9 protein-coding genes are annotated in these 12,246 nt (G+C 29.2%); 3 read left to right on the top strand and 6 right to left on the bottom strand.

Annotated features, from left to right (window positions below; translation table 11 throughout):
• Nucleotides 1-228: 228 nt before the first annotated feature.
• Entirely contained in the window at nt 229-699 is a 471-nt protein-coding gene (locus tag C1715_RS09325) for a hypothetical protein (protein ID WP_102400231.1), read from the bottom strand.
• A gap of 203 nt (nt 700-902) precedes the next feature.
• Here C1715_RS09325 and C1715_RS09320 point away from each other — a divergent pair, with 203 nt between their 5' ends.
• A complete protein-coding gene (locus C1715_RS09320) occupies nt 903-1,970 on the top strand; it encodes an NAD(P)H-dependent flavin oxidoreductase (protein WP_102400230.1) in 1,068 nt (355 codons plus the stop codon).
• 93 nt (nt 1,971-2,063) lie between these two features.
• Here the strand turns inward: C1715_RS09320 and C1715_RS09315 are convergent, their stop codons facing one another.
• On the bottom strand, nt 2,064-2,621 hold the full coding sequence (locus C1715_RS09315) for a 50S ribosomal protein L25 (RefSeq protein ID WP_102400229.1): 558 nt from the start codon (nt 2,619-2,621) through the stop codon (nt 2,064-2,066).
• A gap of 264 nt (nt 2,622-2,885) precedes the next feature.
• Nucleotides 2,886-3,062: a hypothetical protein gene (locus C1715_RS19380; RefSeq protein WP_180964038.1), complete on the bottom strand. Its 177-nt coding sequence runs from the start codon at nt 3,060-3,062 to the stop codon at nt 2,886-2,888.
• Between the two features lie 565 nt (nt 3,063-3,627).
• Between C1715_RS19380 and C1715_RS09310 the strand changes: the two genes are divergently transcribed.
• Nucleotides 3,628-4,647 carry a PTS sugar transporter subunit IIC gene (locus C1715_RS09310; protein WP_102400228.1) on the top strand — a complete coding sequence of 340 codons (1,020 nt, stop codon included), beginning with the start codon at nt 3,628-3,630 and terminating at the stop codon, nt 4,645-4,647.
• Between the two features lie 206 nt (nt 4,648-4,853).
• Complete coding sequence (locus C1715_RS09305; protein ID WP_102400227.1) at nt 4,854-6,842, top strand: fructose-1,6-bisphosphatase; 1,989 nt, start codon at nt 4,854-4,856, stop codon at nt 6,840-6,842.
• 352 nt (nt 6,843-7,194) lie between these two features.
• Here the strand turns inward: C1715_RS09305 and C1715_RS09300 are convergent, their stop codons facing one another.
• The 3 genes from C1715_RS09300 to C1715_RS09290 are packed head-to-tail and all read right to left on the bottom strand — an operon-like array spanning nt 7,195 to nt 11,745.
• Nucleotides 7,195-7,590 carry a DUF6762 family protein gene (locus C1715_RS09300; protein WP_102400226.1) on the bottom strand — a complete coding sequence of 132 codons (396 nt, stop codon included), beginning with the start codon at nt 7,588-7,590 and terminating at the stop codon, nt 7,195-7,197.
• Between the two features lie 50 nt (nt 7,591-7,640).
• Nucleotides 7,641-9,932, bottom strand: coding sequence for a type IA DNA topoisomerase (locus tag C1715_RS09295; protein ID WP_102400225.1), 2,292 nt, complete (start codon nt 9,930-9,932; stop codon nt 7,641-7,643).
• 49 nt (nt 9,933-9,981) lie between these two features.
• Nucleotides 9,982-11,745: a MutS-related protein gene (locus tag C1715_RS09290; RefSeq protein WP_102400224.1), complete on the bottom strand. Its 1,764-nt coding sequence runs from the start codon at nt 11,743-11,745 to the stop codon at nt 9,982-9,984.
• Nucleotides 11,746-12,246 lie beyond the last annotated feature (501 nt).

Raw genomic sequence — 12,246 nt, 5'->3', positions numbered from 1 at the left:
ATAAAACTACCTCCTTATTATTTATAATAATAATAATATATCCTACCTGTATTTATATATTCTATAAGTGCTCTTTTTTTCCTTCTACTTTTATATATTTTTTGATACTTTTTATTTTTTTTTAAAACTTTTTGACATTTATTACGATTTTAAAATACCTTTATATATTAATTTTTTCATTTAGTTTTATTTAATTATAGTTATACCAATAAAATTCAATCCATACATTTATTTCATATTTTCTATTCTACAATACTTTAGTTCTATAGATTTGCTAAACTCAGAATATCCTGTTACTTGTCCAGACACTGTTACAATATCTTCCTTTTTAATTTTACCTTTAATAGGTTTTTCAAACTTACATTTTATAAAGAGTCCAACATTACTAGATGTTTCTAAATTTACCGGACATTTGATTGTATCAAAAAATTCATTTACCTCATAAGCCTTTAAAGTCCATTTTACATATTTGCCCTTATTTGTTTCATAAAATCTTATCATATTCTTTTTCATTTGTTCTTGTGAAATATTTTTTTCTTTATTTAATAGCTCTTCTGAAGATGTAGATACATATTTTCTTTCTTTATTCTTCTCTATCATAGACGTAAAATTTATACTTATAGTAGCAAAAATTATTATTATAAAGATTGCAGCTACTAAATAACTAAGTCTACTTTCTGCTTTATATCCCTTAAACATATTTTCCTCCCGATTATCATAATAAAATCACTTCATAATAATATCATTTAATTTATTAAAAATGGAATTAATCAGAAAATTAACATTATTGATTCTAAATATATATTTCCCTTGACATAAAAATAATATTTATTTATACTTTGTTTATTAAATACTTTGAAAATCAAAATATTTGATAATCCAAATAAAAAGGAGATTTTAATATGAGTTTACCTTATTTAACTATAGGCCACTTAAAGGCCAAATTACCAATAATTCAAGGAGGAATGGGAGTAGGAGTATCTTTATCTCGTCTTGCTTCTGCAGTAGCCAAAGAAGGTGCTATTGGAGTAATTTCTGGTGTTGGAATAGGTTTTAGAGAAAGTGATTTTTTAAATAATTCTAAAGAAGCAAATATAAGAGCTTTAAAAAAAGAAATTTCTAAAGCTAAGGAATCCAGTTCAAATGGAATCATTGGAGTTAATATTTTAACCGCATCTAATGAATTTGAAGAATTAGTTACCACTGCATCTAATTCTGGGGCAGATTTAATAATTTGTGGTGCTGGACTGCCAACAAATTTGCCTGCATTAGTAAAAAATAAATTAACTAAATTAATTCCCATAGTATCTTCCGCCAAAGCAGCTTCAATAATAAGCAAACTTTGGAAGAGAAAATACAACTATACCCCTGATGCTTTAATTGTTGAAGGTCCTAAAGCTGGTGGACATTTAGGTTTTTCTAAAGAAGATTTATCTAAGGGAGATAAAAATTTAGAGGATATAGTAAAGGAAGTTATTAAAGTTATAAAACCATTTGAGGATGATGCTAAAAAGAATATTCCAATAATAGCTGCTGGGGGAATCTATAGTGGAAAAGACATTTCTAAATTTCTAAAACTTGGTGCCTCTGGTGTGCAAATGGGCACTAGATTTGTAGCTACAGAGGAATGTGATGCACATATTAATTTCAAAAATGCCTATATAAATTCAAAAAAAGAAGATATAGACATAGTAATTAGTCCGGTTGGAATGCCTGGAAGAGCTATAAGAAATTCTTTTATAAATTCTTTGGACGCAGGAAAAAAGGTTATAGATAAATGTTATAAATGCTTAACTCATTGTAATCCCCAAACTACACCTTACTGTATATCTAAAGCCCTTATTAACTCCGTTGAGGGAAATGTGGATGAAGGACTTATATTCTGTGGTGAAAATGCTTATAAATTAAAAGAAATAGTACCAGTTAAAACGCTTATAAAAACTTTGTTAATGGAAGCGGAAGAGATTTAAGCTGTTTTGAATTAAATGTAGTTAAAAACCCTATGTTTATAAAAAACATAGGGTTTTTTAATTAACCTAATACTTATATAATAAGCTTCTCTTTTATTCACTTTGCTCTTCTTTTTTAGCATAAAATACTGCACCTATGACCCCTTCTGGATCACTTATTATTTTAAAATCTTCGTTTTGCTCTATTTGTTTTACAGTAATTACATCTCCATTAATTCTATCTTCTATATTTATTACAAAGCTTTCTGGGATATTTATAGCCTTTGCCACTACCTCTACTTCTGTTAATTGAGTTTGTACTGTAAGACCTCTATTTTCTATATTTGTTCTTCCTTCCAATATAATAGGAACAGCTTGTTTTATTTCTTCATCCTTTGATGCTACTAGCACATCAATGTTATATATTTCTTCTACATTAATTGGATTTCTTTGAATATTTTTTATAACTCCATATTTTTTGTCATCTTCCAATTTAAGAATTAGCTTTGCACTATCCCCACTATTCTTTAATATCTTCATCATTTTAGCTTTTTCAAACTTCACTGGACGAGATTCTTTAATTTCCGTACCATACAATACTCCTGGTATGTATCCAGCCTTTCTTGCCTTTATACCTTTTTCTTTTCTTTCTAAAGCAGTTATACTGTTCATACCTCATACCTCCTCATAATTGTTTAATATGTATATAGTGTCTTTACGTAATTGTATCAATATAAGGTATTCTTGTCAAACAGTTACTTTTATTACATCCATGTATATTTTATGAATAAATTGTAAATTAGTTTTTAACTACTTTATTGTTCAAAGATTTTATTTATAAGAATATATAAAAAAATACCAATCTTACAAAATATAAAACTGGTACTTTTCTATTCTATTTATATACTATGCAACTATCTAAATTTCACCATATTACTATTCATACCTATCTATTATTTCAGAGATTTTATCTAAAGCAGCTATTAGTTCATCAATTTCACCACAAGTTATTCCTTTTTCTAAGCCTGTTGGACTTTCTTCATCTATTATATGTTCTATTTTATTAATAGTGTCTTTTAACATTTCTTTTGCTTTTGAATATTTTTCATTCATTATTTTTTCTCCTCTTTTAATAGTTTTGTGTCATATTTAACTTAGGTACATTAAAATAAATAACAAGTCATAGATACTGCCTCAACATTACCTACTTGTTTAATTTAACTGATATGTTTCCATTATATCATATTACATAGTGTATTTCAAAATTACAGTTTTAAAACTGCAATTAGTAATATACAATTTATACACTAAATATACATAGGTTTTTGGATAAATATTGATTGTAATAACACCCTAAAACCGCATTATTTGGTTAAAAATTTTGTGGACGAGTTTCAAATTACGAATTGAAGTTTTAAAAAATTACAATTGAAGTTATGTTTGTTTAAGATTTACGAAATAATTTACTTATGCTAAACTATATAGCATATATGAGTAGATTTGCTTACCACTATGCGGCCTTCTTTTCTGCACCTTGTAAAATTGGAGTAAAACTGATAGGCATAGGATAAAATATGTTATACACTTTATAATTTAGCCTACACTTTTAATAGGATATATTATTTTTTAATAATTAACTTTGTAATTGTTTTTAATATTAATATATGGAGGAATAAGTATGAAAAATTTAAAGGAATCATTAAAAAAACTTCTTAAAAGATATCTTATTGACGGATTAAGTTACATGGCTTTGGGATTATTTTCTTCATTAATAATAGGACTTATATTATCTCAAATTTCTAAAATCCCTGGTTTAAACTTTATACAGGAGTTTTCTACAGTTATTTCAGCAAAATCTCCTGTGGTTGGTTCTGCCATAGCTGTTGCCATAGCTTGGGGGTTTAAATGTAGCCCACTAGTAGTATTTTCCTCTGCTACCACAGGAGCCTTTGGATATATTCTAGGTGGACCTGTAGGAGCATATGTAGCGGGAATAGTTGGCAGTGAAATTGGAAGCTTAGTTTCTGGAAAAACAAAAGTAGATATTATTATTTCACCTGCTGTCACTATTATTTGTGGATGTATTGCCGGTAAATTTATTGGACCATTTGTGTCTACTTTAATGGGAGATTTAGGTCATGTAATAAATTTAGCAACTACTCTTCACCCTATTCCTATGGGCATAGCCGTGTCAACTTTAATGGGTCTTGCGCTTACAGCACCTATTAGCAGTGCTGCCATTGCCATATCACTTAAAATGTCTGGATTAGCTGCTGGTGCAGCTACAGTGGGTTGCTGTGCTCAAATGGTGGGATTTGCTGTAGCTAGCTATAGAGAAAATAAACTTGGAGGATTAATATCTCAAGGTATCGGTACATCCATGCTCCAAATATCTAATATAATAAGAAACCCTCTAATACTGATACCTCCAACTCTAGCTGGTGCTATATTAGGCCCTTTATCTACAACTATATTTAAATTAGAAAATAATCCTTTAGGAGCCGGTATGGGTACCAGTGGATTAGTAGGTCCTATTGGCACCTTCGCTACTATGAGTTCCTATAAATCCCCTACTACATTAATAATATACATAGCAATTCTTGAATTTATAGCACCTGCAATACTTACCATTATATTTTCTACACTTATGAGAAAAAAAGGATTAATAAAAGACAACGATATGAAATTAAATCTTTAACATAATTATCTTAAATTCCTACTCATATATTTAGAACTTTTCCTCTATATTTTCATATTATATATTAAAATTATAGCTTATAAATTGTATACTATATATTATATGTGATTACTTATTATTTTTTTTACTATAAATAGTGTACAAAATATAATAAAATGATATAATTAATGTGTGCTATTTTAATAATATTTTGAGGAGGAAAAGTCATGACCTTCTGTGACGAAAATAACATAGATTTGATTAAAGAAGACTTAAGATATTTAGAATTATTGGCAAAACAGTATCCCTCTATAGGTTCTGCTAGTACAGAAATTATAAATTTACAAGCTATACTTAATCTACCAAAAGGAACGGAACATTTCATAAGTGATGTACATGGTGAATATGAATCTTTTACTCATGTATTAAAAAATGCTTCTGGAGTTATTAAGAGAAAAATAAGTGATGTTTTCGGCAATTCTTTAAGGGAAAGAGAAAAGGAAAGCCTAGCAACTTTAGTTTATTATCCAGAGCAAAAACTAGAACTTATAAAAAAGGAAGAAACTAATTTAAAAGATTGGTACAAGATAATTCTTTATAGACTTATAGAATTATGTAGAGAAGTTTGCTCAAAGTATACCCGTTCAAAAGTGAGAAAGGCATTACCGCAAGACTTTGCATATATAATAGAAGAATTACTACATGAGGGAAATAAAAAAGTAAATAAATTAGAATATTACAATGGAATTATAGAAACTATAATTGATATAGATAGAGCAGACGAATTTATCACAGCTATTTCAAAAGTAATTCAAAGGCTAGTAGTGGATAGACTTCATATTGTAGGAGATATTTATGATAGAGGTCCTGGGGCCGATATCATTATGGAGCGACTAATAAAACATCACTCCTTAGATATCCAATGGGGGAACCATGACATACTTTGGATGGGAGCTGCAGCAGGTTCAAAGTGTTGCATAGCTAATGTACTTAGAATATCACTAAGATATGCTAATTTATCTACTATAGAGGATGGCTATGGAATAAACCTTCTTCCACTAGCTACTTTTGCTATGAATAACTATGAAAATGATCCTTGCAAAAATTTCAAACCTAAAACTTTAGACAAGCAACTTAGTGAAACAGATATTGTTTTATTCTCAAGAATGCACAAAGCTATATCCATTATGCAATTTAAGCTAGAAGGTGAATTAATAAAATCTCATCCTGAATTTTTAATGGATGATAGATTGCTTCTAGATAAAATAGATATTGAAAAAGGTACCATCAACTTGTATGGAAAAACATATAAGATGAATGACACTAATTTCCCTACAATTGATTGGAAAGACCCTTATAAACTAACTAAAGAAGAACAATGTCTAATAAATAAATTAACTAACTCTTTTGTAAACAGTGAAAAACTTCAAAGACATATACGCTTTATGTATAGCAAAGGCGGCATGTATACGGTTTATAATTCCAATTTATTATACCATGGCTGTATACCTCTTAATGAAGATGGTTCTTTTAAAGAAGTAAAGATTGCCCATGGTAAGCATAAGGGAAAAGAGTTACTTGATGCTTTAGATAGATATGCAAGGGAAGCATATTTCTTTAAATATGATAAAAAATCTAAAGCCTATGGAATGGATATATTGTGGTATTTATGGTGCGGTCCTGATTCTCCAGTGTTTGGTAAAGAGAGAATGACTACCTTTGAAAGGTACTTTATAGATGATAAAACTACCCATAAAGAAAAGAAGGACAGCTACTATAAATATAGGGATAATGATGAAATGTGTAATACCATATTAAAGGAATTTAATCTAAATCCAGATTCTTCTCATATAATAAATGGTCATATTCCTGTTAAATCTAAGGAAGGAGAAAGTCCTATAAAAGCTAATGGTAAGCTTTTTGTAATTGACGGAGGTTTTTGTAGAGCATATCAGCCGCAAACTGGTATCGCTGGCTATACATTAATATATAATTCTTACGGACTACTACTTACCTCTCATGAACCTTTTGAATCTATGCAAAAGGCTATAAAAGAAAATAAGGATATTCTTTCTTCTACTATAATACTAGAACACGTAACCAGTAGAAAAAGAGTGGCAGATACGGATATAGGTAGTGAAATAAAAAAACAAATTAAAGATTTAGAAATGCTTTTAATTGCATATAGAAAAGGTCTCATAAAAGAAAAAAGATAACAAAATACTAACACAATAATAAATCCCCAATTACTAGTGTCTAATCACCAAAACTACTAAGCCAATTTACTTATTGGTTTAGGTACATGAAAATAAATAACAAGTGAAAGATGCTGGTATATTTTGTGTCAGACAAGGAAGCAGGTTCCGCCGCTAGTAGAACTATCGGTGGGTTCTGCTAACGCAGTATGACGCAAAATAGACTAGCATACTGCCTTGTTATTTATTTGAATGTGCCTTATGCTTGATGATTGTAACTTGTCATTGGGGATTATTGATTATCCTTAAAATTTGTCACTGTTCATTGGCATTTATTGATTAAACTTAGTGATTGTAACTATAGATTTATTCATTAAGCCTCTGCTGTAATTTTCTCAGACTTATCTAAAATTTCCTTATGCTTATTTAAAACTTCTTGAAGCTTATTTTGGAACATATCCCTATTTTCTATAAAAGGAAATACTACTTCCCAAGTGGGATTATAAGTGTCCTCCACTTCCTCTATAGACATTATTAATTCACCAAACTCTTCTCCATTGTAGTTGTCATATATTGCGTCAAATTCACTATCTTCTACTTCTCTATCTGTAGTTAGTTTTAAATGAATAAGTCCTTCTTCATTTTCCCTAACTAAATAAATTCCATCTATTAAGTTCCCATTTTCTTCAAGAGTATAACTATTTACTTCTTTTTCTAAATATCCCGTTTCCTTATTTCTTTCCATTAAAATTATAGTAGTTTCTTCCATATATTTCTCTCTCCTTTTATCTTTCTTTTTTATTTCTGTATATGTTTTTGTTAATTTTCAAAGCTAAGATTTATTTTGTTATCCTTCAATACTAATTTAGCATTAAATACATTTCCTTTTTTAGATTTGAATCCAGAAATTATATCCGTACTTCCATTTTGTATTAATTTTTGAACTTGCTGTCTAGGTATTTTCACTCCGCAAATTTCTCCTATAAAAAACTTGCATCCTTCCGTCCATTTATTGCATCCATAGCCCTTTTTATTTTTAACTATGTGCCCATTGTGACAAAAAGGACATATGCCTAGTACCTGTTGAACCTTCTCTTTATCTAATTTTAAATCATTGTCCTGTAAAACTCTATTGAATAATCTTTCTCCCTCTATTACTCTGCTTCCCTTCAATACCTTCTGTACATTGCTTTGTATGTATTTCTCTAATTTATCCATAAATTCCTTTGGATGAATTTCCTTTTCTGCCACCATTCCTAATCCTTTTTCCCAACTTGCTGTAAGCTTAGGGTTTAATAAAGACGGGATTGATTTTTTTATTACCTCGTATATCATTTCACCTTTAACTGTTGGAGTTACCACTTGAGTTTTATTATTAGTTCTTATATATTCTATTCTATTTAATTTTTTTAATATTTCAGCTCTAGTGGCACTAGTACCTATACCACTACCCTTTATCTGCTCTCTAAGTTCTTCATCCTCTATAAGCTTACCTGCATTCTCCATGGCTATTATCATAGTTCCTGATGTATATCTCTTAGGTGCAGAAGTTTTTCCCTCTTTAATATCCATGTTCTCTACATTTACACATTGTCCCTTTTTTAAGTTTTTAAAAAACTCTGGTGAAAGAGCATTTTTATTTTCTTTTTCATCTCCTAAAACCTCTAAATACCCCTTAGAAGTACAAGTTTTTGCACTGGTAAAGAATCTCTCATATCCTACCTTGGTTATAAGCGAAAACTTTGTATATTTAGCATTGGGATAAAATATAGCTAAAAATCTTCTAAGTACTAATTTGTAAACATCCTTCTCTAGAGGCTTTAACCTATCATAGTTCTCAAAACCCTCTCCTGTAGGAATAATAGCATAGTGGTCTGTAATCTTTTTATCATTTACATATTTGCTCTTTATAATCTTACTATTCCACTTTTCCTCTAAAATTTTCTTTGAAAATTCTACTGCCTTTTCATCCCCTTTAAAAAAAGTAAGTTTCTTTAAGTTTTTATGAATTTCTTTTGCCACTGCAGTGGATAAAACCCTAGCATCGGTTCTTGGATAAGTTAATAGTTTCTTTTCATACAAACTTTGAACTGTACTCAATGTCATATCAGGATCTATTTTAAACCTCTTAGAGCATTCATTTTGAAGTTCTGCTAAATTAAATAGAAGAGGTGGATTCTTATTTTCAACCTTTTTTTCAACCTTTTCAATAAATGCATTTTTACCTTCTTCTTTATTTTCATTGTTATTTTCATCTAAACTATTTAGAATTTCCTCTATAAATTTTTGTGCTTCTTCCTTTTCTCTAAAACCCACTTCACTGTATAGTTTAGGCGAACTATAATATTTAGATCCTTCCACCGCTTTCCATTCGCCTTCATAATTAGAATTTTCATCTTTACTAAGATTTAGGAAAGCTACTATCCTATAAAAAGGTGTTTCTCTAAATTCTCTTATTTCTCTTTCTCTATCCACTACCATACCTAGAACACAGGACATTACTCTTCCCACTGCCACCACTGAATTATCTGTATTTATGGAATTTGAAAGAGTTTTTCCATATATAATAGTCAAAAGTCTTGAAAAATTAATTCCAAGCAAGTAGTCCTCTTTAGCTCTTAAATAAGCAGAATCCGCTAATGCATCATATTCTTCTAAGGGCTTTGCCTCTTTTATTCCTCTTTTTATTTCTTCTTCTGTTTGGGAGTCTATCCAAACCCTTCTCTTTTCCTTTTTAGGATTTCCAACCATCATGTCCACTAGCCTATATATGTATTCTCCTTCTCTTCCTGAGTCTGTACACACATATATTTTATCTATATCCCCTCTTAAAATAAGATCCTTAACTATATTAAACTGCTTTGCCACTGCAGGAATTATTTCGTATTTGTATTCCTCGGGTAAAAAAGGCAATGTATTTAAGGACCATTTTTTAAGCTCTGGATCGTAGACTTCTGGATAGCTCATGGTTACCATGTGACCTACGCACCAAGTGAAAACTGCCTTGTCACCTTCCCAATATCCATCTCTCTTATTTCCTTTTATATTTAAGAGCTTTACAAACTCCATGGCCACAGAAGGCTTTTCTGCTACAAATAACGATTTACCCATTAAAAATCCTCACAATCTAATTAAAATCCTAAGTTTATAATAACTTTAGCTACACTACTGCTTCCTTACGTTCTATCCTATTATTAATATTGTTTATTATCTCCTCTGGATATCCTAAATACTCAAGTATCTTAACTGCATTTCTAGTAGGTGATATACCTTCTCTTATTTTGTACTCAAAATTCAAACCTTCTTTAGTTACATTTTCAGTAAAGTAGTAATTGTAATAAGTTTCCCTTACCATATTAGTTATTTCTAAATCATGAGTAGCTACTATAATACGGCAATTATTTTTAGCTAAATAATCTAAAATCTCTGCAGCAGCATTTACTCTCTCCACAGGATTTGTACCTCTAAATATCTCATCTATTAATGTAAGTACAGGATATTTATTAAAACCAGAAGAGTTTATTATTCTGTGAAGAGCTTCTGCTTCACCTAAGTAATAACTTTTTCCTTCAGTTATGTTGTCATTTACACTTATAGAAGTTATAACCCTAAAGAAACTTCCCCTATATTCCTTACAAATACAAGTATATATTGTCTGAGCAAACAATGCATTTATTCCTACAGTTCTTAAAAATGTAGATTTACCAGACATATTAGAACCAGTTATTATTATATTATTGTCCATATTCAAAGAATTACATACAGCATTTTCTATTAATGGATGTGCCACTTCTTTTAAAATAAGTTCATTGCTTTCCTTTACAAAAATAGGTTCTGCATACTCCTTTAAATCTTCCCTATAGGACGCTATAGAGATATAAGCATCTATCTTACCTAAACTTTCATATATTTTTTTTATACTTTCTCTTTGCTTTTCTATTTCCTTAACTGCGGAAAAATATGATCTAGTCTCCATTAAAAAGAATATATTTATGTAATCTAAAAGTAAATCTACTCCTTCAGGTACAGCCATAGCAATAGAAGCAGAACTTCTCATAAGCTTACTGCATTTACTTATTTCCTTCTTTAAAATATTTATCTCTTCTATGTTTTTATTTAAATTATTTAATGAAGATATATTCTTTGCAGCAGTTAAAACCCTGTACATATATTTTATACAAGAAGTATCTGCTCCTATTTTTTTCTTAACTTTTGAGTGAATGGATAAATTTATAAAATATATACCAAATACTGCTAAAATACCTGTAGAAGGATTTTTCTCTACAACATATATAACTGCTACTAATGCCGCTAATGCAAGGACATTTAATACTACTTTTAAGATTTTTGAATATTCAAATTTTCCATTTAAAAATTCGATAAAAGCGGCCTTTCTATCCTTTCCTAACTTATCTAGAAAAAATCTAATTTTATCCCTTACAGCTTCACTATTTCTAAAATACTCTATTTTTTCTCCAGTCTCTTTAAGTTTGTCTTCACTAAAGCATGGCTTTCTAAGCATATAATAAAGATATTGTTCACCAGGAGTACATAAAGTTCTGTCCAATTTTAAAAATACTTTATCCATATCTAAATCTAGCCAAGTTTGCTGATCTATGTAAAATCCCTCTTCATTTTTTAATATATCATATAATTTTCTAATATGTTCAAAGTTTCTTTTCTTGCTAACTTCATTTCCCCAGTTATTTCTCAATTCTCTTATTCTTTTATAACTTTTCTTTTTTAAATAAAAATAAATACCAAAACATATTAATACCACAGATAGAATTATTCCAACAACATATACCTTATTAATTTCTATATTTATTATTGAAATATATCCTATTACAATCCCTAAAATTATCGAAATTGCTGAAAATAAGCTAAATGTATTTTCCATTTTTCCTTTATTATAATTTTGCATAAAGCACCTCCTCAGTAAGTATATTATATATCAAAATCACCTTGTTGTGGTTATTTTACCTGTTTTTTAAATCTTAAGAATTTAATCTATATTAAAAGAACAGTTAATAAAATTTAACTATTTAAAAAATTATTAACTGTCCTCTATTTAGATTTAATACTTTTTAAATTTAATATTTTCTTTTTTAATATTATTATTTTTGATTTAGTTTCATCATTATGATTAAACCACAAAAGGTACAATGTAGTGGAATTATGAAATTTCTCCTCCATGGCTTACATAAGAGCTGAGAACAATAATTTTACCATTAAACAGCATAATGTGTACTTTATGGAGTGTAACGGTGGCAAAATAAAAAACACCAAGTTGAAAACCCAGTGTTTCAAGTGTGCGACTAAACCGATAAGCCGAGTTCTGTCTTATATTAGGCTTACATTTAACTCTACTTTATAATATTATATAATAATTTAAACAATATGTAAATCAACACTTTACGCACAT

Origin of the sequence: Haloimpatiens massiliensis (assembly GCF_900184255.1) — a bacterium.
GTDB classification, from domain to species: Bacteria; Bacillota; Clostridia; order Clostridiales; family Clostridiaceae; genus Haloimpatiens; species Haloimpatiens massiliensis.
The sequence above is the reverse complement of the archived record's forward strand: the minus strand, read 5'-3'. Positions and strand labels throughout refer to the sequence as shown.

Bases quoted from the DNA above. Each gene is read 5' to 3' on its own strand.
- C1715_RS09315 (WP_102400229.1), bottom strand. From the start codon at position 2,621: ATGAACAGTATAACTGCTTTAGAAAGAAAAGAAAAAGGTATAAAGGCA.
- C1715_RS09320 (WP_102400230.1), top strand. From the start codon at position 903: ATGAGTTTACCTTATTTAACTATAGGCCACTTAAAGGCCAAATTACCA.
- C1715_RS09300 (WP_102400226.1), bottom strand. From the start codon at position 7,590: ATGGAAGAAACTACTATAATTTTAATGGAAAGAAATAAGGAAACGGGA.
- C1715_RS09325 (WP_102400231.1), bottom strand. From the start codon at position 699: ATGTTTAAGGGATATAAAGCAGAAAGTAGACTTAGTTATTTAGTAGCT.
- C1715_RS09290 (WP_102400224.1), bottom strand. From the start codon at position 11,745: ATGCAAAATTATAATAAAGGAAAAATGGAAAATACATTTAGCTTATTT.
- C1715_RS09295 (WP_102400225.1), bottom strand. From the start codon at position 9,932: ATGGGTAAATCGTTATTTGTAGCAGAAAAGCCTTCTGTGGCCATGGAG.
- C1715_RS09305 (WP_102400227.1), top strand. From the start codon at position 4,854: ATGACCTTCTGTGACGAAAATAACATAGATTTGATTAAAGAAGACTTA.
- C1715_RS09310 (WP_102400228.1), top strand. From the start codon at position 3,628: ATGAAAAATTTAAAGGAATCATTAAAAAAACTTCTTAAAAGATATCTT.
- C1715_RS19380 (WP_180964038.1), bottom strand. From the start codon at position 3,062: ATGAATGAAAAATATTCAAAAGCAAAAGAAATGTTAAAAGACACTATT.